Source organism: Caulobacter sp. GW822-FHT07D08 (assembly GCF_058798735.1).
In genome coordinates this window covers 1-25,439 of record NZ_JBXAKU010000030.1, presented here as the reverse complement: position 1 = coordinate 25,439, position 25,439 = coordinate 1, and the positions used below count along the sequence as shown (strand labels likewise).

At 68.7% G+C, this 25,439-nt stretch carries 27 protein-coding genes; 13 read left to right on the top strand and 14 right to left on the bottom strand.

Going from position 1 to position 25,439, the window contains the following annotated elements:
- Positions 1-23: 23 nt before the first annotated feature.
- Positions 24-2,696 (bottom strand): bifunctional acetate--CoA ligase family protein/GNAT family N-acetyltransferase, encoded by a 2,673-nt coding sequence (locus tag AC1RJ9_RS27320; RefSeq protein ID WP_492841699.1) that lies wholly within the window; start codon positions 2,694-2,696, stop codon positions 24-26.
- 236 nt (positions 2,697-2,932) lie between these two features.
- Here AC1RJ9_RS27320 and AC1RJ9_RS27315 point away from each other — a divergent pair, with 236 nt between their 5' ends.
- From AC1RJ9_RS27315 to AC1RJ9_RS27290, 6 genes are all read left to right on the top strand, one after another.
- Positions 2,933-4,798 (top strand): PAS domain S-box protein, encoded by a 1,866-nt coding sequence (locus AC1RJ9_RS27315; RefSeq protein ID WP_492841701.1) that lies wholly within the window; start codon positions 2,933-2,935, stop codon positions 4,796-4,798.
- Positions 4,788-5,411, top strand: coding sequence for a response regulator transcription factor (locus tag AC1RJ9_RS27310; RefSeq protein ID WP_492841703.1), 624 nt, complete (start codon positions 4,788-4,790; stop codon positions 5,409-5,411). Before AC1RJ9_RS27315 ends, AC1RJ9_RS27310 begins: the two co-directional genes overlap by 11 nt.
- A gap of 81 nt (positions 5,412-5,492) precedes the next feature.
- Positions 5,493-5,912, top strand: a complete 420-nt coding sequence (locus AC1RJ9_RS27305; RefSeq protein WP_492841705.1) for a response regulator transcription factor — start codon at positions 5,493-5,495, stop codon at positions 5,910-5,912.
- A gap of 159 nt (positions 5,913-6,071) precedes the next feature.
- Positions 6,072-7,109 (top strand): alcohol dehydrogenase AdhP, encoded by a 1,038-nt coding sequence (gene adhP / locus AC1RJ9_RS27300; protein WP_492841751.1) that lies wholly within the window; start codon positions 6,072-6,074, stop codon positions 7,107-7,109.
- Between the two features lie 147 nt (positions 7,110-7,256).
- Positions 7,257-7,691 carry a c-type cytochrome gene (locus tag AC1RJ9_RS27295; protein ID WP_492841707.1) on the top strand — a complete coding sequence of 145 codons (435 nt, stop codon included), beginning with the start codon at positions 7,257-7,259 and terminating at the stop codon, positions 7,689-7,691.
- Positions 7,692-7,832: 141 nt separating this feature from the next.
- Entirely contained in the window at positions 7,833-9,185 is a 1,353-nt protein-coding gene (locus tag AC1RJ9_RS27290) for a sensor histidine kinase (protein ID WP_492841709.1), read from the top strand.
- Between the two features lie 9 nt (positions 9,186-9,194).
- Here AC1RJ9_RS27290 and AC1RJ9_RS27285 read toward each other — a convergent pair whose 3' ends face one another.
- Positions 9,195-9,974, bottom strand: a complete 780-nt coding sequence (locus AC1RJ9_RS27285) for an LOG family protein (RefSeq protein ID WP_492841711.1) — start codon at positions 9,972-9,974, stop codon at positions 9,195-9,197.
- Between the two features lie 5 nt (positions 9,975-9,979).
- Positions 9,980-10,579, bottom strand: a complete 600-nt coding sequence (locus tag AC1RJ9_RS27280; protein WP_492841713.1) for an NAD(P)H-dependent oxidoreductase — start codon at positions 10,577-10,579, stop codon at positions 9,980-9,982.
- 231 nt (positions 10,580-10,810) lie between these two features.
- On the opposite strand from AC1RJ9_RS27280, the gene AC1RJ9_RS27275 reads away from it, so the two are divergent.
- Positions 10,811-11,137, top strand: coding sequence for a hypothetical protein (locus AC1RJ9_RS27275; RefSeq protein ID WP_492841715.1), 327 nt, complete (start codon positions 10,811-10,813; stop codon positions 11,135-11,137).
- Here AC1RJ9_RS27275 and AC1RJ9_RS27270 read toward each other — a convergent pair.
- The 3 genes from AC1RJ9_RS27270 to AC1RJ9_RS27260 all read right to left on the bottom strand — a co-directional run bounded on the left by AC1RJ9_RS27270 (position 11,134) and on the right by AC1RJ9_RS27260 (position 13,015).
- On the bottom strand, positions 11,134-11,610 hold the full coding sequence (locus AC1RJ9_RS27270) for an NUDIX domain-containing protein (protein ID WP_492841717.1): 477 nt from the start codon (positions 11,608-11,610) through the stop codon (positions 11,134-11,136). The genes AC1RJ9_RS27275 and AC1RJ9_RS27270 overlap by 4 nt on opposite strands.
- 184 nt (positions 11,611-11,794) lie before the next feature.
- Entirely contained in the window at positions 11,795-12,328 is a 534-nt protein-coding gene (locus tag AC1RJ9_RS27265) for a pyridoxamine 5'-phosphate oxidase family protein (RefSeq protein WP_492841719.1), read from the bottom strand.
- Positions 12,329-12,346: 18 nt separating this feature from the next.
- The gene (locus tag AC1RJ9_RS27260; protein WP_492841721.1) at positions 12,347-13,015 is read right to left on the bottom strand and encodes a helix-turn-helix domain-containing protein; all 669 of its coding nucleotides are present in this window, start codon (positions 13,013-13,015) and stop codon (positions 12,347-12,349) included.
- 236 nt (positions 13,016-13,251) lie between these two features.
- Between AC1RJ9_RS27260 and AC1RJ9_RS27255 the strand changes: the two genes are divergently transcribed.
- The 6 genes from AC1RJ9_RS27255 (at position 13,252) to AC1RJ9_RS27230 (ending at position 16,229) form a co-directional block, all read left to right on the top strand.
- Positions 13,252-14,055, top strand: coding sequence for a universal stress protein (locus AC1RJ9_RS27255; protein WP_492841723.1), 804 nt, complete (start codon positions 13,252-13,254; stop codon positions 14,053-14,055).
- Positions 14,056-14,103: 48 nt separating this feature from the next.
- Positions 14,104-14,619 carry a c-type cytochrome gene (locus AC1RJ9_RS27250; protein ID WP_492841725.1) on the top strand — a complete coding sequence of 172 codons (516 nt, stop codon included), beginning with the start codon at positions 14,104-14,106 and terminating at the stop codon, positions 14,617-14,619.
- A 72-nt stretch (positions 14,620-14,691) separates the two neighbouring features.
- On the top strand, positions 14,692-14,829 hold the full coding sequence (locus AC1RJ9_RS27245) for a hypothetical protein (RefSeq protein ID WP_492841727.1): 138 nt from the start codon (positions 14,692-14,694) through the stop codon (positions 14,827-14,829).
- Entirely contained in the window at positions 14,826-14,972 is a 147-nt protein-coding gene (locus AC1RJ9_RS27240; RefSeq protein WP_492841729.1) for a hypothetical protein, read from the top strand. The genes AC1RJ9_RS27245 and AC1RJ9_RS27240 overlap by 4 nt, the downstream gene beginning before the upstream one ends.
- Before the next feature lie 122 nt (positions 14,973-15,094).
- Positions 15,095-15,541, top strand: a complete 447-nt coding sequence (locus AC1RJ9_RS27235) for a hypothetical protein (RefSeq protein ID WP_492841731.1) — start codon at positions 15,095-15,097, stop codon at positions 15,539-15,541.
- Between the two features lie 40 nt (positions 15,542-15,581).
- The gene (locus tag AC1RJ9_RS27230) at positions 15,582-16,229 is read left to right on the top strand and encodes a hypothetical protein (protein WP_492841733.1); all 648 of its coding nucleotides are present in this window, start codon (positions 15,582-15,584) and stop codon (positions 16,227-16,229) included.
- 67 nt (positions 16,230-16,296) lie between these two features.
- On the opposite strand, the gene msrA is transcribed toward AC1RJ9_RS27230, so the two are convergent.
- The 8 genes from msrA to AC1RJ9_RS27190 all read right to left on the bottom strand — a co-directional run bounded on the left by msrA (position 16,297) and on the right by AC1RJ9_RS27190 (position 25,362).
- Positions 16,297-16,815, bottom strand: a complete 519-nt coding sequence (gene msrA / locus AC1RJ9_RS27225; RefSeq protein ID WP_492841735.1) for a peptide-methionine (S)-S-oxide reductase MsrA — start codon at positions 16,813-16,815, stop codon at positions 16,297-16,299.
- A 144-nt stretch (positions 16,816-16,959) separates the two neighbouring features.
- Positions 16,960-18,153, bottom strand: a complete 1,194-nt coding sequence (locus AC1RJ9_RS27220) for a ComEC/Rec2 family competence protein (protein WP_492841737.1) — start codon at positions 18,151-18,153, stop codon at positions 16,960-16,962.
- A gap of 3 nt (positions 18,154-18,156) precedes the next feature.
- On the bottom strand, positions 18,157-20,544 hold the full coding sequence (locus AC1RJ9_RS27215; RefSeq protein WP_492841739.1) for a TonB-dependent receptor: 2,388 nt from the start codon (positions 20,542-20,544) through the stop codon (positions 18,157-18,159).
- 86 nt (positions 20,545-20,630) lie between these two features.
- Positions 20,631-21,608 (bottom strand): FecR family protein, encoded by a 978-nt coding sequence (locus AC1RJ9_RS27210; protein WP_492841741.1) that lies wholly within the window; start codon positions 21,606-21,608, stop codon positions 20,631-20,633.
- Positions 21,568-22,170: an RNA polymerase sigma factor gene (locus AC1RJ9_RS27205; RefSeq protein ID WP_492841743.1), complete on the bottom strand. Its 603-nt coding sequence runs from the start codon at positions 22,168-22,170 to the stop codon at positions 21,568-21,570. Before AC1RJ9_RS27205 ends, AC1RJ9_RS27210 begins: the two co-directional genes overlap by 41 nt.
- A 92-nt stretch (positions 22,171-22,262) precedes the next feature.
- On the bottom strand, positions 22,263-24,191 hold the full coding sequence (locus tag AC1RJ9_RS27200; protein ID WP_492841745.1) for a sensor histidine kinase: 1,929 nt from the start codon (positions 24,189-24,191) through the stop codon (positions 22,263-22,265).
- Positions 24,178-24,861, bottom strand: a complete 684-nt coding sequence (locus AC1RJ9_RS27195) for a response regulator (RefSeq protein WP_492841747.1) — start codon at positions 24,859-24,861, stop codon at positions 24,178-24,180. Before AC1RJ9_RS27195 ends, AC1RJ9_RS27200 begins: the two co-directional genes overlap by 14 nt.
- 231 nt (positions 24,862-25,092) lie before the next feature.
- Positions 25,093-25,362, bottom strand: coding sequence for a hypothetical protein (locus AC1RJ9_RS27190; protein ID WP_492841749.1), 270 nt, complete (start codon positions 25,360-25,362; stop codon positions 25,093-25,095).
- Positions 25,363-25,439 lie beyond the last annotated feature (77 nt).

Here is a 25,439-nt window from a genome sequence, read left to right as displayed (position 1 = left end):
GAGGGCGGCGCCCGAACCGTTCGCTAGGCCAGCGGCGTCAGGTGACGCTCGACCATGCGCAGGCTCATGTCTTCGGGGCAGGCGCGCACCGAAAAGCCCATCTCGGCTTCGAGCCGCAGAGCCGCCCCGTTCTCGGCGCTCTCCAGGGATTCGATGGTCTCCACGCCCTGGGCGCGCGCGTAGGTCAGGGTGTGGTCCATCAGCGTCCAGCCCAAGCCGCGTCCCTTGAGATCCGAACGCACCGAAACGGCGATCTCGGCGCGCGAGGGATCCGCGCCCTTGGCCAGCATGGAGACGGCCAGGATGGTCTCGGTCCCGGGCTCCAGGGCGAGAAACGTCATCGTCCGCGCGTAGTCGATCTGGGTCATGAGCGCGAGGCGGTCATGATCGACGACGTGGATGCCGGTCAGGAACCGCATCCGAAGATCTTCGGGCGTCAGCTGGGCAAAGAAGGCCGCCAGGGCCGCTTCATCGTCCGGCCGGACCGGACGCACGTGGAAGGCCAGGCCCGAGCGGGTGGAAAGATCGCGCGTCCAGTCGGCCGGCGGCGGCGCGATGACCAGACGCGGCGGCGGGCTGGAGAACGGGCTGATCACCAGGCGCGCATCGAGGGCGAGCACGCCGTCGGGTCCGACGCGCAAAGGATTGATGTCCAGCTCGAGCACATCGGGAAAATCGACCACCAGGGCCGAAAGCGCCGCGATCGTGCGCGCCAGGCCCTCGACGTCGGCGGGGGGGACGTCGCGATATCCCGCCATCAGGCGGCTGATGCGGGTCCTGGCGATCATGTCGCGGGCCTGGGCGGCGTTCAGCGGCGGCAGGCCTAGAGCCTTGTCGTTCAGGATCTCCACGGCCGTGCCGCCAGCGCCCACCATCAGCACCGGACCGAAGATGGGATCGGTGGTCAGGCCCACGATCACCTCCAGGCCGCCGGGCGGGGCGACGGACTCGACGGCGAAGCCGCTCAGGTGCGCTTGCGGCGCGCGCGTGGCGATGGTCTCGCGCATGGCCCGGGCCGCGTTCGTGGCCGCGCGCACCGTGGGCAGGTCGAGCGCGACGCCGCCGACGTCGGACTTGTGGGAGATGTCGGGCGAGACGATCTTGACCGCGTAGGGCGGCGCCAGGATGTGGCAGGCTTCCTCGACCGCCTCGATCGAAGCGGCGAAGCGGGTCGGTATGACGGGCACGCCGTAGGCGGACAGCACCGTCTTGGCCTCGACCTCGTTGAGCAAGGTGCGGCCCGCTTCGCGCGCATTGGCGAAGATCAGCTGCACGGCCGCGCGATCACCGACGACTTCCGTCCCTGTCGCCGGCGCGTTGGTCAGGGCCAGGCGGGCGCGGCCCGCGGCGAGCAGGTAGCCGAACCCGCGCGCCGCCGCTTCGGGATTGTCGAACAGCGGGATGGCGGCCTTGGCGAAAAGATCGCGAACGGCGGCGGCGTTGGCGTCGCCCAGCCAGCAGGTCAGAACCGGCTTGAGAACGCCGCGACGTCGGGCCTTGGTCACCACGTCCGCCACCGCCTCGGCGATGTCCTGGGGCGTGGAAACCGCGGTCGGACAGTTCATGACCAGAACGGCGTCGACGCCAGGATCGGCCAGCACCGTCTCGAGCGCCGCCGTGTAGCGGTCGGCATGGGCGTCGCCGAGCAGATCGATCGGGCCGGCGTGCGACCAGCCGGCCGGCATCCGGTCCTCGAGGGACGCGATCGTTTCGGGCGAAGGCGCGGCCAGGCGCGCGCCGGCGCCGTCGAGCGCGTCGACGGTCAGCACGCCGGCCCCGCCGCCGTTGGTGACGATGGCCAGACGCTCGCCCGCGCGCGCGCGGGTGGAGCCGAGCACGGCCGCGGCGTCGAAGAGATCCTCGAGCGTCTCGACCATGACGATCCCGGCTCGCGCGAAGGCGCAGGTGTGAACGTCGTAGGCTCCGGCCAGGGCGCCGGTGTGCGAACGCGCGGCCAGGCCGGCCGCGGCGGTGCGGCCGGCCTTGATGGCGATGACCGGCTTGTTGCGCGCTGCGGCCCGGGCCGCCGACATGAACTTGGCCGCATGGGTGACGCCTTCGATGTAGAGCAGGATGGCGTCGGTGTGGGGATCGGCGTTGAACAGGTCGATCAGGTCCGCGAGGTCGGCGTCGGCCATGTCGCCAGCCGAGACCACGCCGGAAAAGCCGATCCGCCGGGCGCGCGCCCAGTCGAGCATCGCGGTGATCAGCGCTCCGCTCTGGGAGATGAACGCCAGGCGCCCTGGCGTGGCGTCGCCTCGCGTGAATGAGGCGTTGAGCTTGGCGTGCGGCGCGAGGAGACCAAGGCCATTGGGCCCGACGATCCGCAGGCCCGAGGCCTTGGCCGCCGCCAGCATCGCCGGCCGCAGACCGTTCTCCTCGGTCAGGCCGGCCGTGATCACCATGGCGATCTTGACGCCGCGCGCGCCCAACCCGGCGATGACGCTCGGCACGGTTCGCGCGGGAGACGCCACCACCGCCAGGTCGATGTCGGCTGGTAGGTCGGCCAAATCGGTCCAGCACCTGACGCCGTCGAGCGCCAGCGGGCGTGGATTGACGACGTGGATCGCTCCAGCGAAGCCGCCGCTGATCAGGTTGCTGACCACGACCGCGCCGACGCTGTCGGGACGGTCGGAACCGCCGACGACCACGACGGCCGAGGGGGAGAGCAGGGCGGACAGGGCATGTTGGGACATCGTGAGCCTCGGCTTTGACGCGCCGAAGGGACCGCTTCCCCGCCGACGCCGCCATCCGTAGAATCCACAATGGGCCGCGAAGTCGGGCGTCTGGGACGAGCTTGGCTATGGCGCGGTCGGACGTTCGGCTTTACTTTGCGGGCGGAATGGGACGCATACTGTCGGTAGAGTGGCGTGGGTGCGGCAGCATGAACCTTGAGCAGGCAAGAGTTGAGTCGCCCCGCGCGTCTTTCGCCTTGTCCGAACCGCTGTCGGCTCCCGCGCGCTATGGTTTGGCGGTCGGCGCCGTGGCGGTCGCGGCCTTGGTTCGCCTGGCGCTGGAGCCTTGGCTTGAGCATCGCTCGCCCTATCTGATGTTCACCGCCCCGGTGGTTCTGGCCGCCGCCTTCGGTGGTCTGCGGCCCGCCCTCTTGGCCAGCGCCCTAAGCCTGGTCGTGGGTCTCCTTTTCGTGGGCGAGGGATGGCGCGGGCCGCTGACCGATGGCCTGACGTTCGCGCTCGTGTCCGCCGCCTTGATCATGGTCGGCGGAGAGATCGATCGTCTGCGCTTGCGGTCGGCCGAGAGCGAGCGCGAGGCCCAGGAGAGGGCCGCCGCGGCCGGACGCGTCGCCCACGAACTCAACCTGCTGATCGACGGCGCGGCCGAGTACGCCATCTACATGCTCGATCCGGAGGGGCGTGTGTTGATCTGGAATTCGGGCGGAGAGCGGCTCAAGGGCTGGCGCGAGGCCGAGGTGCTCGGACAGCCGGCGGCGATGTTCTATCCGGCCGACGCGCGCGCCGCAGGCAAGCCGGAGGCCGACCTTGGCCGGGCGCGGACGCTGGGCAAGTTCGAGGAAGAAGACTGGCGCCTGCGAAAGGACGGCTCGGAGTTTCTCGCCCACGTCTCCATCACCGCGCTCTACGACGAGGCCGGCAGGTTGCAGGGCTACGGCAAGGTGGTGCGTGACGTCACAGGCCATAGAGCCAGCGAACGGGCTCTGCAGGCCAGCGCCAACCACCTCAAGTCCATCCTTTCCACGGTGCCCGATGCGATGATCGTCATCGATGAGGCCGGGAGGATTCTGTCGTTCTCCAGCGCCGCCGAGCGTCTGTTCGGCTACGCCGAGGCCGAGATCGTCGGGGAGAATGTCAGCAAGCTGATGCCCGAGCCCGACCGCGGACGCCATGACGACTACCTGCATCGCTATGTGGAAACGGGCGAGCGCAAGATCATAGGCATCGGACGGGTGGTGGTGGGGCAGCGCCGCGATGGGAGAACCTTTCCCATGGAGCTCTCGGTCGGCGAGGCGCGAGGCGAAGGGCAGCGCGTGTTCACCGGCTTCATTCGCGATCTGACCGAGCCCCACCGCACCCAGGCGCGGCTCGACGAACTCCAGGCCGAGTTGATCCATGTCGCCCGCGTCAGCGCCATGGGGACGATGGCTTCGACCCTGGCCCACGAGCTGAACCAGCCGATCACGGCGGTCGCCAACTATGTCGAGGCGGTGCGCGATCTGCTCGAAAGGCCCGAGCCCGACGACCTGCCGATGATTCGCGAGGCTCTCACCGACGCCGCCGGCCAGGCCATCCGCGCGGGCCACATCGTCCGGCGCCTGCGTGACTTCGTGGCCCGGGGCGAGGTCGAAAAGTCGATCGAGGATCTGCAGGGTCTCGTCGACGACGCCTTGGCCCTGGGGTTGATGGGCGCGCGGGAGTCCGGTCTGGCCGTCAGCGTGGACCTCGATCCAGCCGCCAGTCTGGTGCTGGTCGACAAGGTTCAGATCCAACAGGTGCTGATCAATCTGGCGCGCAACGCCGCCGAGGCCACGGCGGGACGCGCCGATCGCCGGATCTGGGTGTCTAGCCGGGTCGAGGCGGGGGGGCTCGTGCGCGTGACGGTCGCCGACACCGGGGCAGGGGTCTCGCCCAGCGTTTCCGAACAGCTCTTCACCGCCTTCGTCAGCACCAAGTCCGATGGGATGGGGCTGGGGCTGTCGATCTGTCGAACCATTGTCGAGGCCCATGGCGGCCGTATCTGGTTCGAGCCCCGCCCAGGCGGCGGAACGCAGTTTCACTTTACCCTTGTGCGCGCCGATCCGGAGGCGATTGATGTCCGATAAACGCATGATCCATATCGTCGATGACGACGACGCCATTCGCCGTTCGGCCAGCTTCATGCTGAAGACGTCCGGATTTTCCGTGACGGCGCACGAGTCCGGCGTGGCCTTCCTGCGGGAGGTGCGTCACCTGCAGCCGGGCTGCGTGCTGTTGGATGTCCGCATGCCCGAGGTCGACGGTCTGGAAGTCCAGGCCACGCTGAACGAACGGGGCATCGCCATGCCCGTCGTCGTCCTGACCGGCCACGGGGACATCGGCGTGGCGGTGCGCGCGATGAAGGCCGGCGCCGTCGACTTTATCGAGAAGCCTTTTGAGAAGGCCGCGCTTCTGATCGCGATCGAAACCGCCTTCGAGCGACTGGCCGACGTCGAGGGACGATCGGCCCGATCGCTGGAGGCCAGCGTCGCCGTCGCAGGCCTGACCGGGCGCGAGCAGGAGGTCCTCAAGGGCCTGGCGCAGGGCTTACCCAACAAGACCATCGCCTTCGACCTTGGCATTTCGCCCCGCACCGTGGAGGTCCACCGGGCCAATCTGATGACCAAGCTGAAGGCCCGCAGCCTCTCCGAGGCGCTGCGTATCGCCTTCGCCGCCGGGTTTGCCGAGCCGCAGGCCTAGGAAGTCTACGTAACGACGCGATCGCGAGCGGATGCGAAGCCTGACCGGAGCCGAATTTCCGGCCAGCCTTCAGACGCCGACATGACCGCTTCCCCGACCTCCGACGTTTCGAGCCCGCCACGCCTCCTGCTCGTGGAGGATGACGCGGCCGTCCGCCGGGCGCTGCAGCTTCTTCTGCGCGCCAGGGGATACGATGTGCGGGCCTATGCCGCCGGATCGGCGTTGCTGGCCGATCTCGACGCCCAGAGGCAAGCGGTGGTCCTGATCGCCGACCTGAAGATGCCGGAAGTCGACGGGGTCACGCTGTTGCGCACCCTGCGGGCCGGGGGGTGGCAGGGGCCGGCCCTGCTGATCACCGGCTTTCCCACCGCCGAGGTGCGCGCCGAGGCGATGGCGGCGGGCTATGCCCGCGTGCTGGAAAAACCTCTGATCGAGCACGCGCTGGCCGACGCGGTTGATCGTCTGGTCGCCGCCGCCGGCGATGGCGCGACTACGTACTAATCCCAACTGCGTCGCCAGGACCTCGGGCCTATCGGAAGGATTGTACGCCCAGCGATTTCCTTCGAAGACGCCAAGCTCCGGGAGACACCTGACATGGCCCAGTCCGATCTTCTTTCGCCGCAAGTCGCTTCGACCCCTGGCGGGGCGCAAAACCCCCTGATGAAAGCCGCCGTGGTTCGAGCCTTTGGTCAGGCCCTGACGATCGAGAGCCTCGACCGTCCCAAGCCCGGTCACGGTCAGGTTCTGGTCAAGATCGGCGCCTGTGGGGTCTGCCACACCGACCTGCATGCGGCCAACGGCGACTGGCCGATCAAGCCCTCGCCGCCCTTTATTCCGGGTCATGAGGGCGCGGGCGAGATCGTCGAGATCGGCGAGGGCGTCAGCCATCTCAAAGTCGGTGATCGGGTCGGCGTGCCGTGGCTGCACTCGGCCTGCGGTCAATGCGACGCCTGTCTGGCAGGCTGGGAAACCCTGTGCCCGGATCAACAGAACACCGGCTATTCGGTCAATGGGGGCTTCGCTGAATACGCCCTGGCCGAGGCCGACTATGTCGCGCGCCTGCCCGACAACATCGATCTGGTCGAGATCGCGCCGGTGCTGTGCGCTGGGGTCACGGTCTACAAGGGCCTGAAGATGACCGAAGCCAAGCCGGGCGACTGGGTGGCGATCAGCGGCGTCGGCGGCCTTGGCCACATGGCGGTCCAATACGCCGTGGCCATGGGCCTGAAGGTCGCGGCCATCGATATCGACGACGATAAACTGGCCCTGGCCACGCGGCTGGGCGCTAGCCTGGTCGCCAACGCCCAGGACGCGAACGCCGTCGCCCAGCTGAAGGCGCGCATGGGCGGGGCTCACGGCGTTCTGGTCACGGCGGTATCGTTGCCGGCGTTCAGCCAGGCGCAAGGCCTGGCGCGACGCGGCGGCACGGTAGTGTTGGTCGGCCTTCCGCCCGGCGACTTTCCGCTGTCGGTCTTCGACACCGTCCTCAACGCCATCACCGTGCGCGGTTCGATCGTCGGCACGCGACTGGACCTCAAGGAGGCTCTCGCCTTCGCCGCGGACGGACGGGTGCGCGCGACCGTCGCGACGGCCCGGCTCGAGGACATCAACACGGTTCTGGATCATATGCGCCAAGGCAAGATCGAGGGGCGGGTGGTGCTGGACTTCTCCGCCAAGGCAACGGGCGATGACGCCTAGTCCCGCACCGAGACCGACAACCCGACTGATCATGGCCATGCTTGCGATAACGGTTCCCGTGCGTCGCTGGCTGATCAGGCGCACGCCCCCATGGCTCTGGTCAGGATCGCGTCGTCTGAGCCGTGGTGATGGTGGCTGGGGGCCGACATGAGCCCGCTGAATGAATCCGTGCGCACCCGGGGCATAGCCCTGGTCGCCCTTCTGGCTCTGGGCGCCTGCGCGGCCGAGCCCAAGATCGGCGGCCAAGGCCGTGAAGTCCTCGGCGCGCGCGATCGTGGCGAGGCGACGGCCAAGAGCCAGTGCGCCAGCTGCCATTTCGCGGGCAAGGATGGCGTAGGGACGCGGGTGGATGCGCCGTCCTTTGGCCAGATCGCCGTGCGCTACCGTGACCTGCGGCTCGACTGGGAACTGGAGACCATCAGTCAGGTGGGCCACTACGCCATGCCCGCCAAGCCGCTGGCGCCGGGTCAGGTCGCCGATTTGACGGCCTATATCCGAAGTCTGGACCATCAAGCGCGCGACGACCGGGAGAACGGTCTGGGTCCGGACAGGCCGGACGGTCACGTGCGGCGCATACCTTGACCCCCGCGGCCCTGGCGGTCGGCTGATCGCAAGATGTCGTCCGTCGGCGAGGGCCCTTCGGCGAAGCTTGAGCTGAGTCAAAGCCCGGCGTCCCGCGCGCGGGCTGGATAATACGGGACGCGCGCGCGGGGGATATCGGCGATGACGCATAAGCTCTGGCTCCATCCCGAAAGGACGGCCATCCGGCCGACCTCGCCGCTGGCCTATCTCATCGCTGTCGCCAGCGTCGCCCTGGCGACGGTCCTGCGGCATGTCCTGGCGCCGTGGATCACTGGCGCTCAGTTCATCACCTTCTTTCCGGCGATCATGCTCACGGTGGCTCTGTGCGGCGCTCGCGCGGGCCTGGTCGCGGTCGCCCTGGCCGCGCTTGCCGTCCGGTTCATACTGGGACCGCCTGCGCCGCGTGACGATGTCGCCCTGGCGATGTTCATCGCGGTAGGCTTGCTCGATGTCGTGGTCCTCTCGGCGCTGCTGAGATCCAACGCCGCCCTCAGCCTGGCCTTGGACCCTCTGCGCCGGGCCAACCAGGACCTGATGGCCAGCGAAGCACGGTTTGGCGACCTTCTGGAATCAGCGGCCGACGCCGTGGTGATCGTCGATCGGGGCGGGTTCATAGTCCGCGCCAACGGCCAGACCGAGCGGCTGTTTGGCTTTCCGCGCCAGGATCTCATCGGTCAGCCCGTGGAGCGGCTGATTCCCGACTCCCATCGCGCGTCCCACGCCCGGTTCGTCCGCGACTACATGGCCTCGCCGCAACTGAGGGAAATGGGGCATGGCGGTGAACTGCAAGGTCAGACCGCGAGCGGCGCGACCTTTCCCGTCGAGGTCAGCCTTACCCCCCTGTACAATGATGCGAGCCTTGTCTGCGCCGTCATTCGCGACGTCAGCCTGCGCAAGGCCGCCGAGGATCACCAGACGCTGCTGATCCACGAGCTCAATCACCGCGTGAAGAACACCTTGGCGACGGTGCAATCGATCGCGCGCCAGACCTTGAAGTCGACAGGTGATCCGGCGGCCTTCTGCGAAGCCTTCACTGCTCGTCTGGTCGCGCTCTCTCAGAGCCACGACGTTCTGACGCGCAACGACTGGATCGGGGCGACTCTGTCGGAGGTGTTGCTCGAGCAGTTGCGGCCCTACCAGAATGGCCGCGGCGCCCGCTTCGAGCTCTGCGGCCCCCCGGTCAGCCTCACGCCGCGCGTGGCCCTGGCGCTGGGTATGGTGTTTGGCGAGCTCAGCACCAACGCGGCCAGGTATGGGGCGCTGTCCAACGACGAGGGGCGTCTCCTGGTCGAGTGGCGCTGGCTGGACGAGCCGGGCAAGCCGACCTTGTCCATCACCTGGCGCGAGGTCGACGGGCCACCCGTCGCCCAGCCGAACCAACACGGGTTCGGCGAGCGGTTGATCCAGCGCAGCCTGTCCCACGAACTGGGTGGTTCAGCCGTTCTGACCTATACGGCGGAAGGCCTGATCTGCGATCTGCGGTTCGCGCCGTAAGGAACCCGCTCAAGATGTCGCCGTCGGCGTCCGCAAGCCGCCGTCCAGCAGCCGCGTCCAGACGGCCTCGGCGTCGTCGGCGAAGGCCAGCAGCGCCAAATCGGCTCTGTCGATCGTGCCGGCCTCGACCAGGGCCTCGAAATTGATCACCGAGCGCCAGTAGGCCTCGTCGAACAGGACGATCGGGATGGGCGGGGCCTTCTGGGTCTGACGCAGCGTCAGAAGTTCGAACAGTTCGTCGAACGTCCCAAAGCCGCCGGGGAAAACCACGAGCGCCCTGGCTCGCATCGCCAGGTGCATCTTGCGCATGGCGAAGTAGTGAAAACGGAACGTCAACGCCGGAGTGCAGTAGGGATTGGGTTGCTGCTCGCGCGGCAGGGTGATGTTGAAGCCGATCGAGGGCGCGCCGACCTCGAAGGCCCCCTGGTTGGCGGCTGACATCAGGCCGGGACCGCCGCCCGTGGCGATGACGTTGTCGAAGACGCCTTGGCGCGGGCTGAGCGCGCCGCCGCGTTCCGAGGCGATCTGGCCAAGCCGGCGCGCCTGCTCGAACCAGAAGGCCTGGCGGCCCGGCCCATCGGCGCGAACGCGCGCGCTGCCGAACACCACGATCGTCGTGGCCACGCCGAAGGCGCGTAAGGCTTCGTCGGCCTTGGCGAACTCGAGCAGGAAGCGCACGCCGCGCATGGAGTCGCCAAGCAGGAAATCCTGGTCGAGCGCGGCCAGCCGATAGGCCGGGGCGTTCAACTGGGCGGCGTTGCTAAGCGGCGGTGGCGAAGCATCGTCCATCGACGTCAGGCCACAGCGGGTTCGAAGAGCTCGTCCAAGCGTGTGCGCACCTGTTCGAGCACGTCGGCGCCGGACTCGTCGGTCATGTTCGACACCACCCCGCCGAAGTGTTTGTGATCGACGACGCGCAGGCCGCAGACGCCTTGAAGATGGATGTCGAACACCGTCATCAGCGCCTTGAGCGCGCCGGTGTGGTTGACCCAGTCATCGGGCGCGCCAGAGGTCGAGAACGACAAAAGGCTCTTGCCCGTCAACAGCGCCTCGGTCCCGCCTGCGCCAGGCGCATAGCCGAAACCCATGCCGAACACGCGGTCGACATAGCCCTTGAGAATGGCGGGCGGGGCGTTGAACCAGAACGGATAGACGAAGATGAAGCTCTTGACGCCGCTCAGCAGCCGCCGTTCGGCCACGACGTCCGGCGCGGGCGTCACGCCGTGCGGGGTGGGCATCTCCTCGGCCTTGAGGCGCGGGTCGAAGTCCATCGCATAGAGATCGTGTAACTGGGCTTCATGGCCTCCCGCGCGCAGATGTTCGACACAGGTGCGCGCCAGCGCCGCACAGAAGCTGGTCGGTTTGGGGTGGGCGAGCACGACGGCGTGCAGCATGGCGAGCCTCCAGTTTTTCGAGGCCTCCAGACTAAGGTCGCCGCGCCGATGGGAATTGATCTGCGTCAGGCTTTACGCTCGCGCGTAACGGACGCCGCGAGGCGAGCGCCTGGTCAAGGTCGCGCGACGCCTTCCGAAATTTGGGCCCTCCGGCTGGGGTTTGACACAGGTCAAGCGGGTCCACGCTGGCGCGGCGATGGTGGCGGTCAGCACACCCACAGGAGTTTAGACATGCGAAAGCCCCTTGCCATCGCTGACGACCTCGGACACCAGGGCGGTAAAGCCTTCGCCAAGGTCGGTGAACATTTGCGCGCCTTGAAGGCCCAACTCGGCGACAAGACCGGCGACGCGCTTTCGACCACGTCGCTGGCTCTCGGTCACGCGGCCCTGGAGCTTGTCGGCGAGGTGGAGGAGAAGCTCGACGCCGTGGCCGACGGCGCCCGGCGTCAGATCCGCCGCCATCCGGACGAGGCGGCCGCGACCGCGGCTCTTGCGGTAGTCCTCGCCGCCGGCGTCGCGGGGCTCGTCACCTACGGACTGATGCGCCGGCGCGACTAGCCCAACTCGCTGGCCGCGGCGATCCGCGCCGCGGCCTCGAGCAGGATGGGCCGTTGGCCAGGCAGGATCTTGTGCAGGGCGGTGGGCAAGTCGAAATAGGCGACAGCGTCGATCTCCGGCGCATCGATCCACTGTCCCGAACGCGGCGGCCATTCCAGACGGAAGGTCTGGCTGGCGAACCGCTCAAGGTCGAGATCGGCCCTGATCAGCCAGGGTGAAATCGCCTTGCCGCGATAGGCGCGCCGAGGCGTCAGCGCCTCCAGCGGACCGCGCAGCGCCAGCCCGGTCTCTTCCTGAAACTCCCGGCGCGCGGCGGCCATCGCCGTCTCTCCGGGCTCGATCAGGCCTTTCGGGATCGACCAGGCCCCTTCATCGCGGCCGCGCCAGTAGGGACCGCCGGGATGCCCGAGCAGAAAGGCGGGGGCGTCGTCGGAACCACCCCAGACCAGAACGCCGGCGGCTTGCTGCACCATGACCCGACCTTGAAACGGTGAACCCGGAGCGACAAGCTCCGTGGACAAAAAGAAGCGTCCACCCCGTCGGTGACGTCGAGACGGCCTAGGCTCGTGCGGTGGTGGGGCAGCGCAAGATGGCCACGCGGTCTTTGACGGAGATGCCGCCGGCGGCGGCCCAAGCGGCGCGGTCAGAAGGATGCGGTCACGGCGCGGGCGTTTCGGCGGGCGCCGGCGTCGCTTCCAGGCGCCAGTCCTCGTGCACGGTGAAATGCTGGGCGACCGCGCCGAGGGCCTGATAGTCGATCAACGAGAGCACCGTCGGCCGGGCCTCCAGCAGCGCGATGTCGCGTCCGGCCGGGTGGGGCGTGAAGGGCTGATCGTGCGCCGCGCCCCGAATTCGTTGGTTCAGGCGGTCAATCTTGGTCGGGTCGTTCACCTCGAAGACGTGCGCGGCCATCGAGAGCCCGACCGGCGGACCAGCGCCGTCCGCGGCCAGCGCGATCGCCACGCGCCCGTCGCGCGCGATATTGGCCAGCTTCTGGCTGTGGCGGCTCACCACGAAGAAGAGCGACAGGCCTTCTGCGACATAGTTGACCACAGTGGCCTGCGGCCAGCCATCGGGCCGGAGCGTGGCGATGGTCATCAGCCGCGAACGGGTCAGGAGTTCAGCGATGCGCGTCTTGGCCGTCTGGGGATCCAGCGGCGGGGGGGCGGGCAGGGGCGGAGGCGTCGGCATGGGATCCTCCAAGCGGGGTTAGAGCGCGGCGCGCTTGGCGAGCCGCGCGTGGGACATCACGCGAAAGCGCCGGCAGCCCTCCAGGACGATGAGACCCTCGTCCTGCAACTGACTGAACATGCGCGACACGGTCTCGATGCTCAGGCCCAGATGGTCGGCGATGTCCTGGCGGCTCATCGCCAGTTCGTTCCACGCCGCCGGTTGGCGGGCGGCGAGGTCGGAGAGGAAGCCGGCGACCTTCTCCAGGGCGCTCTTGCGAGCCAGGAGCATCATGTGTTCGTGAGCCCGTTCCAGCTCCGAGCCGGTCGCGCGCCAGATGGCCCGTTCCAGGCCATGGCCGGCCTCGCCGTGATAGCGCATGGCCGAGCGCCGGACGACCAGGACGCGAGTCGGCCCCAGCGCCTCGGCCGAGGACAGATGCGCGGGCCCGGTCTCCAGGCCGAAGAGATTGCCCGGATAATAGAACCCGGCGATCTGGCGGCGGCCGTCGCTGGTCAGGCGCGAGGCGCGCACCGCGCCGCTCTGCACCTGATAGACGAGATCGGTTTCTTCGCCTTGGGCGTAGATTTCCTCGCCGCAGGTGAAGTTCATGCTGACGCCCATGTCGCCGAACATGTCGGCCGTGGGGGTGAACAGCGGCGATATGCTGGGGGTATCGGCGGAACGTAGGAACGCGGGCATCGACATGACGGCTCTCCCTGCTGCGTGGCGACAGGGATAGGGCGGGCCTGGTCAACCGGCCATTGGGAAGAGTACTTAGAATGGCCGTTTGCTCTTCCGCTCCGTGCGTCGAAGAAAAAGGGCCGAGGTGGCGGAAAAAAGCCGCGACGGACACGCGTGCGCGCCAGCATCCGTATAATCCCTCATACCGACCCTGTTTCCGTTTTTCTAGCTTTGCTCCCATTGATCCAATGGAGGCGGCCATGAAGACGGTGCTGTTGCTAGTGCATGCCGACGCCGGACAGGAGGCCCGTCTGCAGGCGGCGCTCGATCTGACCCGCGCGCTCGAAGGGCACCTGACCTGCGTTGATGTCACGCCCATCCCCGACTTCGCCGGCGATATCGGCGGCGCGGCGCAGGCGATGATCCTGGAAGAGGAGCGCGAGGCCGAGACGATCAATCGGGTCGCTCTGGAGGCGCGACTGGCCGGCGAGGGTGTCGCCTGGGACTGGATCGACGCGACGGGCGACTTCACCCAATGCCTGATGCGCCAAGCCGGGCTGGCCGACGTCATCGTGGTCAACTGCAAGCGGGACACGATGATGGCGGTGGATCGCCGAGGCGTGGTGGCCTCTGTCGTGACCCAGGCCAGTTGCCCCGTGGTCGCTGTGCCGGACGACGCGCGCGGCTTCAATCCGAACCTTCCGGCCTTGGTCGCCTGGGATGGCTCGGAGCCTTGCATGGCGACCTTGCGCGCCAGCGTTCCCCTGCTGCGCTTGGCGCAATCGGTCACCTTGTTCGTCGTCGAGGATGGCCCGACCCGGGCCGCGCCAGTCGAGGCGGCGGCCGCCTACTTGTCACGCCATGACGTCCACGCGACAATCGAGCAGGTCGCCGCCGACGGCGCCACGCCCGACGCGCTGATCCTGACGGCCTGCGAAGCCGCTGGGGTGGGTTACTGCGTGATGGGCGCCTTCGGCCACGGCCGGATGCGCGAAGAGCTCTTCGGTGGGGTGACCCGTCGCATGCTCGACGCGGCCCAGCTGCCCCTGGTGTTGGGGCGCTAAGCCGCCCTTCGCCATCACGATCCTTTTTTTGCAGTGAGGGAGGCGAGCATGCCTGCGGGATGTTCAGATGCGTGGCCGCCTTCGGCTGCGGAGCGGGGCGCGAGCCTGTCGTTCGCCGCGGCGTTTCTGGTCTTGTGCGCCTGGGGCGCGCCGATCTCGTCCCCGCAAGCCCAGCCCGTGTCGGCCGCCCACGCCCCTTCGGGCGACCAGATCAACGGTCAGCGTCTGGCGCAGCGCTATTGTGGGCAGTGTCACGCCATCGCCCAAGGCGCGAGCCCTTTGCCGGACGCGCCGCCATTCCCGCGCCTGTTCACCCGCTACCGCCCCGGCCGTCTCGACGCGATCCTCGCCGAGGGCATGCTCGCTCCCAGCCAGCCGCCGGAAGAGGGCTCGCCGCGAAGTCATCCCCGCATGCCGATGGCCAAGCTGGACGATGATCAGATCGCCGATCTGAAGGCCTATCTGCGCGGCTTGGATCCGCGTATCGGCTCACGTCCCGCGCCCTGCCGTCGCTGCGGGTCCGGCCGGTCCGGAAACGCTGACATCGTTCGACCAGGCATCTGAAGGCGCGATTGCGCGACGTCAAATTCCTCGCGCGCGATCGCGCGAGACTACCGACATTCGGAGGCTCGGACCATGAGCATGCTGCAAACGACCTTCCTGCTTCTCGACATCGTCGGCCTCTTTGCCCTGACCACGATCGCGAGCATGATCCTGTTGATCGCGACGGCGGGTGAGGGGCCGGTCATGCGACGCGATCGGAGACGGCCATGAGGCCGGCGTCCCGCAGGCCTTGGGTGGCGATCCTGGCCCTCGCGGTGGTCATCGGCGTGGTGTCGCTCGCCAGCTGCCAGAACCTCGATCGCCTGCGCCGTCCCTATCACGAGCCGGCGATCGCGCCGGGCGCCGGACTCTAGGAGACGGTTCGATGGACGCTTTCGGGATCAGATGGCCGCTCCATAGAGCCCGGACGCGCGACCGTGCGGCGCCGCGCGTCAGGCCGCCCGCCGGCGGTGGGGCGCTGCGCTGGATCTTCCCCGTGCTCTGCCTGGCCGCGCCCTTCCTCGGCGAAGTCGCCGGGATCTATCTGCCCAGCTGTCTGTTGTTCGGCGCCGTGTTGGGAATCTGGGGCGCGCACCAGACCGGGGCCGTGTGGTCCGTGATGATCTGGAGCCTCGTCACCGGTGTGTTCGGAGCCCTGTTAGCCTTCGTCGCGGTCCAGGTCGTTCCGGACTTGAGGATCCTGGCCTTGGTCGCCGCGCTGATCCAGGCCCTCGCGCTGCTGGCGATCGGCGCGCCGGCCACGATCGCGGGATGGTCCGCGCGTGGCATGGTCCTGGCCAGCCTGGCCGGACCGCTGGCCTTGGCGTTGCTGGCGCTGCGCGGCGCTCCGGCTTGGGGGGCCCTGGCGGCCACCCTGGCCGTCGCGCTCAACCTGGCGGCGCTGCCTCTGGCGCTGATGGCGCGCCGCCGCGCGTGGCCGTGAGGCAATCCTGCCTGGCCGCCGCCCTGGAGACGGCGCCGAGTTGAGCGTCTCACGCACCCGGCGCTGGCGGCCGTCCCATCTGTTCGTCCTGACGGCCGCGGTCCTGGTCGCGTTGATCGCCGTGAGTTGGCCGCCTCCAACGGGACGCGACATCCCTCGCGCCTCGAACTCGGAAGCTTCGGTGTCGCCAGTGCTGCGCGCCCAGACCTGGGCGACCTGGCGACGGCTGCTTGCGATCATCGCGCCCTGCGACGCCGCGGTGGAGGCGGCGGCTCGGGCGACCCCGGCGCCGTCCAGCCCGATCGTCCCGTCACAGCCGGTGCGACGGGCCCGGGACGCCTGCCGCGCCGCGGGCCTTAGCCTGTTGTCCCTGCGCGCCCCGCCCGCCGCCGATAACGCCACGCGCGCCGCGTTCGACGCCACGATCGAGCATTGTCAGAGCGTCTATCGGGTCGAAGGCGACGCCCACGCCCGCCTCGCGCGGGCCCTGGATCGGGCGGCCTTGGCGATCTCGCCCGCCCGACCAGACCTGTTCGGCGCCTGGTCTGGCGTGCAGGAAGCCAATATCGACGCCCTGGGATGCCGGAGCGCCTTCATCAGTGTCGCGCGACGTGCGGGACTGCCCCTTGGCGGCTTCGATCCCGAGACCCCCGTCAGCGAGGTCTCGCCGCGAGCGGACACGGCGTGAGGAAAGTGGGCGCGTGAGCCGCGCGGCGGCGGTCTCAAGAGGCGCGCCGCCGGCCATGCTCGAAGGATCAGCTCGCGGCGCTTTCGCGGCGCGGCAGGCGCCAGCCTGGGCGGATGAAGTGGCAGGTATAGCCGTTGGGGATCCGCTCCAGATAGTCCTGGTGCTCGGGTTCGGCTTCCCAGAAGTCCCCGGCGGGCTCGACTTCGGTCACGGCCTTGCCGGGCCAGAGGCCTGACGCGTCGACATCGGCGATCGTCTCCACCGCCACGCGACGCTGGTCGTCGGACGTGTAGAAGATCGCTGAGCGATAGCTACGGCCAAGGTCGTTGCCCTGCCGGTTCAGGGTCGTCGGATCGTGGATCTGGAAGAAAAACTCCAGAAGCTGGCGATAGCTGATCAGGGCCGGATCGAACTGAATCTCGATGGCCTCGGCGTGGTCGCCATGATTGCGGTAGGTGGCGTTGGGCGTATCGCCGCCGGAATAGCCGACGCGGGTCGCGACGACGCCCGGATATCGGCGCAGGAGATCCTGGACGCCCCAGAAGCAGCCGCCGGCCAGGATGGCGGTTTCGAGCTTGGCGTCCATGGCGAAGTCCCTTCAAGAGCTGAGAGCGTCGCGCGCCTGACGCGACGCCCTAGCAAGTGGGGATGGATGCGGAGATGTCCAGGATCGGACGCTCCGCGGCGATTCAGCCGCCATAGAGAGGGCTGAACTTCGATAAAGCGCGGATCAGCCGTCAGCCCGTCCAGCTGGCCAAGGACCCGACCGCGAAATGACGTGATCGCGCTCGTCACGATTGTCGGTGACGACCACGCGATAACTGGCCCCGCCCGGGGCGACGCGGACCACGACGTGGCCGCCGCGCGCGGCCAGGCGGTCGGTCAGCCACTTGTGGGCCAGTTCGTTGGCGGGCGAGAGCCCGGTGGCGAAGACGTCGCGCGGACCGGGATAGAGGCGTTGGCTCAGCATTCGCTCCAGCGCGTCGGTGCTGGGATGCGCGGCGTGCCAGCCGGGAATGACCCAGGCGCGAGGTTTCAGCGCCCGTACGACGTCGGCGCCGGTCGCGTCGAACATGCCGTGATGGGCGGCGACGGCGACGTCGACCTGGCCGGCGGCCTGGGCGGCCAGGGTCTCGACGTCGCGCCAGGGCAGGGTTCCGTCGAAGCTGTTGCTGGTCAGGTCTCCGGCCGCGAAATAGCCGAACGCGCCGTAGCGAAGGCGGACGGCGGCCGAGCAGGCGTTCTCGTCGGGAATGTCGTCCTTGGCCAGGCTGTCGATCGGTGGGAACAGGTGGCGGGTCTTGCTCCCGCGTCCGGTCCAGACCTCGCCATTGGCGGCCAGGTTGCGAATCTCCGCGCCGGGCAGCATGAGCTGATCGGCGGCGCCCACGCGGAAGCGCTCGACACGGCCGCCGGTCCGGACATGCTCGCGAACGAAGGCGACATAGGCCTTGGCGAACGGCGCGTCCGAGACCGTGGGATAGGCGTAGTCGGGATAGGCGCGATCGACCAGGACGCCAATGCGCAGCAGGCCGGCGACATCATACAGGCCATCGATGTGGTCTGGATGCAGATGACTGACCAGGAAGGCGTCGAGCTTCGGCTCACCCGTCGCCGCCAGATGCCGGCGGGCGTAACGGCCGATCCACTCGCCGGCGCGACGTTCCGGACCTGGACGGATGTCCAGGCTGGCCGGCGGCGGCGTGCTCGAGGCGCCGGCGTCGATCATCAGGCTGGAGCCGTCCGGCCCGATGATCAGCGTCGAGTCGCCCCGACCGGTGGCGATGTGGTGGATGTCCAGCCCGCCACGCCGCCAGGGGCGCAGTGGCTGGCCGACGGCGTCGTCCTCGGGCAAGGGCGCGGCGGCGGCCAGCGCGGCCGCGCCGAGCAGCAGGCCGCGACGGGTGAAGTCGACCGCCGCCACCGCCTAGAACTTCGCCGACAGCATGACGCCGACCGTGCGCGGCTCGCCCAGATATTCGGCCAGCACGCCCTGGGTGGACGGGGTCAGCAGGTAGTCGACATCGCCCAGGTTCTTGGCCCAGGCCGTCAACGCCCAACGGCCATCCTGGCTCTCATAGCCCAGCGACAGGTTGGTCAGGGCATAGCTGTCGATGTGCAGGTTCGGATCCTTGGTCGCGCCGGTGTAGTAGCCGTCGGTATAGGCCCAGCTCAGCGCGCCGGTGACGTAGCCCTTGCCGTTCAGCGGGATGCGGACGTCGGCGGCCAAGGCGCCCTTGTCACGCGGCGACGAGCCCAGCGGATTGCCGGTGTTCACCGCCCCGCCCGGAATGACGAAGTTGTCGTAGACGGTGTCGAGCAGGCCGTAGTTCGCCATCAGGTTCAGCCAGGGCAGGGGGCGCCAGGTCACTTCCAGCTCCGCCCCCTTCACCGTGGCCTGGCCGGCGTTGGTGATGGTCAACACACGCGTCAGGTTGTTGAAGAACAGCTCCTGCTTGTCCTTGTAGTCCATGTGAAAGACCGAGGCGTTGACCCGCAGGGTGTCGGCCAGCCACTGGGATTTCACGCCCAACTCGTAGTTGGTGACGGTCTCGGGCTCGAACGGCTGGGCCAGGGCCGCGATCACCGCCGCGTCGGTGTTGAAGCCGCCGGCCGTGTAGCCGCGCGTGACGCTGCCATAGACCTTGAGGTCTTCACGCGGCGTCCAGCTGAGGACGGCGCGGGGCGTCACCTCGCTCCAGTCGGCCTTCAGGCCGCGGGCGGTGAAACTGCCGGTCGCGGGGCGGACGAAGTCGGTGCGGACGAGGTCGGCGGTCTTCTCGTCGTGGGTATATCGGGCGCCGAGGGTCAGGTCGAAGGCGGCCGGAAGATGGACCGTGCCGTCGACGAAGGCGGCGTAGCTCCTGGTTTTCACCGCCTGGTCCGTCAGGACGTCCGAGGCGGCAACGCCGGTGACGGCGGCCAACCCGCGCGTGCGCAGCTGGCGCTTGGCGTCCTCGTCGGCGAAATAGACGCCGGCCACCAGGTCGCCGCGCTCCCACTTCGGGCTGGCCCAGCGGACTTCCTGCGAGAACAGGCCGACATCGTCGACGTCGCGATTGACCGACTGAGTGTTGCTCCCGGCCAGGAAGACGTAACTGGCGCCGGTTCCCGAATAGTCCTCGCCCGACTGCGACCAGCGATAGCCGGTGACGGAGGTGACCTGACCGACCGGCGCGTTCCAGTAGACCCGCCCCGAGGCGCCCCACTGGTTCCGCGCGAAGGCCTGATTGTAGCCCAGCTCGGAGGTGCGGCGGTCTCGGTCCGAACCGGCGGCCTTGGACGACAGGGTGCGGCCGCCATTATGGTCCTCGGCGTAGTCGGCGCCCAGCAGCACCTCGACGTCGTCGTTGGCGCGCAGGCGGGCCTGGGCGCGGAGGCTGCGGCTGTCGAGGTCGTCCTGCTCGCGGCCGGTCAGGCGGTCCTTGCCGTAGCCGTCGTGTTGTTTGAGCGAGCCCGCCAGGCGCAGGGCGACCGTCTCCCCGACGGGGATGTCGACGCGACCGTCGACCTGCTTCAGGTCATAGTCGCCGCCGCCGATCCGGATCGCGCCCGCCGTGCTGCCGAAGGCCGGCTTGCCGGTGTCCAGCACGATGGCGCCGCCCGTGACGTTGCGGCCGAACAACGTGCCTTGCGGCCCCTTCAGCACCTGCACCGAGTTCAGGCCGTAGAGTTCGAAGGTCGCGGCGCTGTTGCGGGGGATGAACAGGTCGTCGATGACCACGGCCACCGGCTTGTTGGCGCCGATCTGGGTGAAGGTGTTGGTCGCGCCGCGAATGGCGATGGTCGGGCTGGACTGGCTGAACGCCGACACCAGCAGGCCCGGCGTCAGGCGTGAGATATCGCGCAGGCTTTCCAGGCGGTAGGTCTCGACCGCGCGACCCGAGAAGGCGGTCAGCGAGATCGGCACGCCCTGGGCGGCCTCCTCGCGCTTCTGGGCGGTGACGATGATGGTGTCCAGCGCGGTGGGCTCGGCGGCGACGTTCTCCGTCGAAACGGCGGGCCGGGCGACGCGCAGGGTGATGATGCGGCCATCGTCGGCCGCGATTTCCAGGCCGGTTCCGGCGATCAGCTTCCGCAGCGCTTCATGCAGGTCCATCTCGCCTTCGATGGCCACGGTGCGCACGCCCTTCAGATGGGCCGCGGGGGCGAAGATCTGCACGCCGGCCTGGCGCGCGAACTGCGGGATGGCGCTGACCGCGTCCTGCGCGGGCACCTTGAAGGATCGCTGCTGGGCCGCCGCCGAGCCGCCGATGCACAGCGCCAGGGCGGCCACGCCGCCGACCAGGATCGCTTTCGTCTTGTACAAAGCCATGTCGCCCCTCTTACGCGCCAGTCGCGGCGCGATTTCCGAGGCCAAGAGACGTCGCGGCGACGTCTCCGCCATGTGTCACGGAACTTTTACGCGCCCGCCGCCGTGGAAGGGCGGCTGAGACGGACGGTGCGGCCCTCGATATCCAGCCGCGCGCCGAAGGCCTGGGAGGCCGAGCGCGCGAAGCTGACCGGGTCGTTGGCCGCGAAGAGACCGCTGACCGGTTCCTGAGCGAGGGCCGGATCGTCGATCACCAGCCGCATGTCGCTATAGCGAGCGAATTCGCGGGCGGCCTGAGCCATGGTCTCGCCCTCGAAGGCGATCTTGCCCTCCCGCCACGCCAGTTGCCGCGCCAGAATCGCCGGCGCGACGGTCTCGGCCTGAATCTGCTTCGATGAGGCGGCCATCTGCTGGTTGGCGCCGAGCCGCAGGCGACCGCGACGGTCGGTGACGCTGACCTGGCCCTCGCGCACCACGACCGACACCGGCTCGCCGGTGATCGCCTTGACGACGAAGGCGGCGTTGGTCGCCACGACGGACAGGGCATCGGCCGAGACGACGAACGGCCGCTCGCTGCTGGCCACCTCGAACAGGGCCTCGCCGCGAAGGAGTTCGACCGCGCGCCGACGGACGCGGATCTTGCTGTCGGTGTTGAGGGTGATGGCCGAACCGTCGTCAAGCGGGATCAGGCGGACCTCGCCCCGCTGGGACGCATAGGCGCGGGAGGCGTAGCTGGACACGGTCAGCGCGCCGACGCCGGCGACCAGACCCGCGGCGATCGCGCCGCCGCCCCAGCCGATCAGGTTCCGACGCGATGGCCGGATGGCGGGCTTGGCCTTGAACGGAGCCGGATCGAACTCCGGACCCAGCGCGCGCGCGGCGTCGCTGCGGTCGTACAGCGCCTGGGCGCGAGCCAGGGCGCCGAGCCTGCGCGGATCGCTGGAGAGCCAGGCCGCGAGCGCGGCGTCGTCGGCCGCCGACAAGGGGCCGCGATCGATGCGCCCGGCCCAAACCGCCGCCGCGTCGTCAACCGCCCGACTTGTCTCTCGCTCTGCCTTCAAGGCCATTCGTTCCTGTGTCGTCGTTCCTAGATGCGCCGAGCGCGCGTTTTCCGCCACGCCCAAAGCGATCGATCAACAGGCGGATGCCCTTGACGATGTGCTTTTCGACCGTGTTCTCGGACACGCCCATGCGGGCGGCGATCTCGCGCTGGGAGAGGCCCTGCACCCGGCGCAGGATGAACGCCTCCTGGGTCTTCTCGGGCATCTCGGCGATGGCTTCGGCCAGCCGATGCAGCTCGTCGCGGTCGATCAGCACCTGCTCGGGCGAGGCCATCTCCGCCGCCAGGTCCAGGCGCTCCAGGTCTGCGACGGCGCGGATCGAGACGATGCGGCTGCGCTGCACGTGGCGCACCAGCAGCGAATAGGCGACCTGGAAGAGATAGGCCTTGGGGTTCTGGATATCCTCGACGCTCTCCTTGGAGACCAGGATCGTATAGGCCTCCTGGATGACGTCGTCGGCGTCCAGCCCAGGCGCGAGCCGGCGGTTGAGCCAGCCGCGCAGGACGTGCTCGTGCGGCAGGATGTTGCGCGCGAACCATCGGGACCGTTCGGGTGTGATCGCAGGCATGGCTCGGGCGCGACTTTCCAGACGGGGGATAGAGAGGCGACGAACGGCGACGCCGCAAGCGGCCGTGGGTCATCCGCTCTGCTTTGGCGCTGCTAACCGTCTTTCGTGACAGTCTTTCGCACCGGCAGCACCAGGACCAGGCAGGCGCCGACCGGAGAGGGCTCCCAGACGACCCGTCCGCCGATCGCCTCGGCGCGGCGCTGCTGGTTGGCCAGTCCCCTGCCGGCGACGGGCAGGGTCGGGTCGAAGCCGCGGCCGTCGTCCCGCACGCGCACCAGCACGCGGCCGTCCTCGGTTCGCACCGAGAGCGCCACCTCGCGGGCCTCGGCGTGCTTGAGGATATTGGCGAAGGTCTCCTGCAGGATGCGCAGGATGTGCAGCGCGTGGCGCTGGTCCAGCCATTCCAGGGGCGGGACCTCGCCGGCGTCCCAGTTCAGCTTGAGACCGCTGGCCTCTAGTCGCGGCTGAAGACGGAAACGCAGGGTGGCCAGCAGCAGGAGCAGATCGGTTTCGACGGGTTCCATCGAGTCGATGGTCAGCTTCAGATCGTCGATGCAGCCACGCAGCAGGGCGACGGCGTCCAGGTCGGCGGCGCGATCGCCTTCGAAGGCGCGCAGGGCGGTGACCAGGGTCGAGCCCAGGCCGTCATGCATGTCCTGCATCAGCCGCTGGCGTTCCTGGTGCAGCAGTTCGCGGTTCTCGATCTCGCGCAGCCGCTGGTGGCTGGTCGTCAGCTCGGCTTCGCGCTGGGTCAGGCGTCGCGCCAGATCGGCCTTGGCCCTAGTCGCCGTCTCCAGCGCCTCGATATAGCGGCCGAACATGATGTACCAGAACAGCACCGTGAACCCGACGCCGGTGAAGTTGCTGACGAACACGCTCTCGATGCTGACGATGTTCTGCTGCAGCGCCAGGTCGTAGACGCCCGAGAGCACGGTGACGAGGCACCAGACCGACAGCAGCAGGGCGTCGCGCGACTTGAACCGAATCGACTGGCGCACGCCGTTGAAGGCCACGATCAGCCCCAGGACCAGCAAGTTGGCATAGACAGGCGCCGAGAGCAGGGTGGGATCCAGCAGGCCGGGCAAGGTGGCGATCGTCCAGAACCCGCCGTTGAGCAGCGCCACGCCCGTCAGCAGCGGCTGGCGCCTGCCGTGCAGCTCGGTGACGAACAGGTGCAGCACCACGATCATCCAGTACGGCGAGATCACGGTGATCCAGCCGAACCAGGCGTCGGAAACGATCAGCGGATGCACGCCGACGAAGGTGTGCAGCATCCGCAGGAAGACCACGACGGAGGTCATGAAGTAGAGCAGGTAGATCGGCTCGCCGCGGCGGCTGAACCAGACGAAAAGGGCGAAGACGCCGGTCGCCAGGAACGCGAAGGACGAGAAGGACGACAGCTGGACCTGCAGGATCTCCCGGATGGTGTAGCGCGGAGCCAGCTGACGATAGTTGCCGATCCAGACCGACGAGAACGCGCCGCCGATGCCGCGCACATGCTGCAGTCGGACGTCCAGCGTCCGGGGCGGATGCGAGACCTCGGTGCGCGGCAGGCTGATCATCAGCGGCTCGTTGGAGCCGTTCCATTGCAGATTGGCGTGCGATTGATGGATCAGCTTGCCATCCGCGTAGATCGCCAGCGTGCCGTCGGACTTCCAGCGCGGCACATAGAGATAGAGCTGACGGCCGTCGTCGGGCAGGGGCGGGACTTGCAGAGAATACCAGGTGACGCGCGTGGCGATGCGCTGGGGCGCGGCTTCGGCTGTCGGCGCCCAGAGCGGCGCCGGCGCGTGGGGCATGGCCACGGTCCGGCCGCCGGCCGGGAGGTTCGACGGAACGGTCGCCGGCGGCGGCTGGTAGCCGACCGTATCGGCGATCGTCATGCGCGCGGCGGTGATTCTCTGGCCGCCGGCGCGCGACTCGATGACGAAGGCGACCCCCAGGGCCAGAAGTCCCGCCAGGATCCAGGCCGCCCATGGAAACCACGGGCGTGTGGTCACCGCCGGCCTAGAGGAGACCATGGGCGCGGGCCTCGAACACGGCTTCCGTCTTGGAGCGAACCTCCAGCTTGGCGTAGATCCGTCGCACGAAGGTCAGCACCGTGTTGCGCGACACGCCCATCAGCCCGGCGATCTCGTCGAACGAGAAGCCGCGGGTGATCAGCTGCAGCGTTTCCTTTTCGCGCTCGGACAGGCTGGGGACGCCGCTCCTTTCGACGGTCTCGGCTTCTTGGGCCGGACGTTCGTCGGGCCGGAAGCGCATCAGCACCTGGCGGGCGATGCGCGGGCTGATCGGGCTGCCGCCAGCATGCAGCACGCGGATGTCCTCGGCGATGGTCGGCAGGGGACTGTCCTTGAGCAGATAGCCGCTGGCCCCGGCCTCGATCGAGGCGATGACGTGGCGCTCATCGGCGAAGGTGGTCGCGACCATGATCGCGCAGGCGGGCCAGCGGGCGTGGGCCTCGCGGATGACGTCGACGCCCGAGCCGTCGGGGAGACCCAGATCCACGATCAGCACGTCGGCCGGTTGGCCCGCCAGGCGGGTGCGCGCTTCGGCCGCCGTGGCGGCCACGCCGGCGATTGACAGATCCGGCGCGGCGGCCAGGGCGGTGCGAAAGGCGTCCTGGAAGGCGACGTCGTCCTCGACCAGGACGATCTGGAGCGGCGTCGACGACGCGGCTTCGATGCTCATCCCGACGTCCCCGTTTCTCGCGCCCGTTCCTCGCACGATGGCTTGCGGCGCAAGCCATCGCAGACCTGGCGCTGTCCGTCGTCATCACATCTTGCGACAGGCGCGAGATTGCGCCGCTCCGCTTCACCCGGCAACTAGACCGTGTCGAAAGCGTCGCGAGAAGCGACCGTCGATCAGCGCGGTGGGGCGCGAAAAGCGAGGGGCGCCGACATGACCGGCGCTCCTCGCCAATCAGCCTGGGACGAGGGCTCGGCGTCGAGCGAGAAATCCGACGGGGGCGGCTTTTGGTCGCGCCAGCGCCAGACCGATTCCGAAGACGAGGGTCAAGGCCGCGGCGACGTAGCAGGCCGGACAATGGCCCGCCATGGACCAGACGTCCTGGCGGCTGCTGCACAACGGACCCGCCAGCAGGCGCGGCAGGGCCTGGGCCAGGGCGATCGTCCACGCGACCAGGGCGGTCGCGCCGACGACCGGAACGATGAAGCGAGACTTGGCCGACATGAAACTCTCCGGATGCGCGGACGCACAGTCCTCCCGGATCCGGTTCCTGGCTTTGATACGTATCAAAGCCGCGGCAT

Bases quoted from the DNA above. Each gene is read 5' to 3' on its own strand.
- AC1RJ9_RS27320 (WP_492841699.1), bottom strand. From the start codon at position 2,696: ATGTCCCAACATGCCCTGTCCGCCCTGCTCTCCCCCTCGGCCGTCGTG.
- AC1RJ9_RS27310 (WP_492841703.1), top strand. From the start codon at position 4,788: ATGTCCGATAAACGCATGATCCATATCGTCGATGACGACGACGCCATT.
- AC1RJ9_RS27305 (WP_492841705.1), top strand. From the start codon at position 5,493: ATGACCGCTTCCCCGACCTCCGACGTTTCGAGCCCGCCACGCCTCCTG.
- adhP (WP_492841751.1), top strand. From the start codon at position 6,072: ATGAAAGCCGCCGTGGTTCGAGCCTTTGGTCAGGCCCTGACGATCGAG.
- AC1RJ9_RS27295 (WP_492841707.1), top strand. From the start codon at position 7,257: ATGAGCCCGCTGAATGAATCCGTGCGCACCCGGGGCATAGCCCTGGTC.
- AC1RJ9_RS27290 (WP_492841709.1), top strand. From the start codon at position 7,833: ATGACGCATAAGCTCTGGCTCCATCCCGAAAGGACGGCCATCCGGCCG.
- AC1RJ9_RS27285 (WP_492841711.1), bottom strand. From the start codon at position 9,974: ATGGACGATGCTTCGCCACCGCCGCTTAGCAACGCCGCCCAGTTGAAC.
- AC1RJ9_RS27280 (WP_492841713.1), bottom strand. From the start codon at position 10,579: ATGCTGCACGCCGTCGTGCTCGCCCACCCCAAACCGACCAGCTTCTGT.
- AC1RJ9_RS27275 (WP_492841715.1), top strand. From the start codon at position 10,811: ATGCGAAAGCCCCTTGCCATCGCTGACGACCTCGGACACCAGGGCGGT.
- AC1RJ9_RS27270 (WP_492841717.1), bottom strand. From the start codon at position 11,610: ATGGTGCAGCAAGCCGCCGGCGTTCTGGTCTGGGGTGGTTCCGACGAC.
- AC1RJ9_RS27265 (WP_492841719.1), bottom strand. From the start codon at position 12,328: ATGCCGACGCCTCCGCCCCTGCCCGCCCCCCCGCCGCTGGATCCCCAG.
- AC1RJ9_RS27260 (WP_492841721.1), bottom strand. From the start codon at position 13,015: ATGTCGATGCCCGCGTTCCTACGTTCCGCCGATACCCCCAGCATATCG.
- AC1RJ9_RS27255 (WP_492841723.1), top strand. From the start codon at position 13,252: ATGAAGACGGTGCTGTTGCTAGTGCATGCCGACGCCGGACAGGAGGCC.
- AC1RJ9_RS27250 (WP_492841725.1), top strand. From the start codon at position 14,104: ATGCCTGCGGGATGTTCAGATGCGTGGCCGCCTTCGGCTGCGGAGCGG.
- AC1RJ9_RS27245 (WP_492841727.1), top strand. From the start codon at position 14,692: ATGAGCATGCTGCAAACGACCTTCCTGCTTCTCGACATCGTCGGCCTC.
- AC1RJ9_RS27240 (WP_492841729.1), top strand. From the start codon at position 14,826: ATGAGGCCGGCGTCCCGCAGGCCTTGGGTGGCGATCCTGGCCCTCGCG.
- msrA (WP_492841735.1), bottom strand. From the start codon at position 16,815: ATGGACGCCAAGCTCGAAACCGCCATCCTGGCCGGCGGCTGCTTCTGG.
- AC1RJ9_RS27215 (WP_492841739.1), bottom strand. From the start codon at position 20,544: ATGGCTTTGTACAAGACGAAAGCGATCCTGGTCGGCGGCGTGGCCGCC.
- AC1RJ9_RS27210 (WP_492841741.1), bottom strand. From the start codon at position 21,608: ATGGCCTTGAAGGCAGAGCGAGAGACAAGTCGGGCGGTTGACGACGCG.
- AC1RJ9_RS27205 (WP_492841743.1), bottom strand. From the start codon at position 22,170: ATGCCTGCGATCACACCCGAACGGTCCCGATGGTTCGCGCGCAACATC.
- AC1RJ9_RS27200 (WP_492841745.1), bottom strand. From the start codon at position 24,191: ATGGTCTCCTCTAGGCCGGCGGTGACCACACGCCCGTGGTTTCCATGG.
- AC1RJ9_RS27195 (WP_492841747.1), bottom strand. From the start codon at position 24,861: ATGAGCATCGAAGCCGCGTCGTCGACGCCGCTCCAGATCGTCCTGGTC.
- AC1RJ9_RS27190 (WP_492841749.1), bottom strand. From the start codon at position 25,362: ATGTCGGCCAAGTCTCGCTTCATCGTTCCGGTCGTCGGCGCGACCGCC.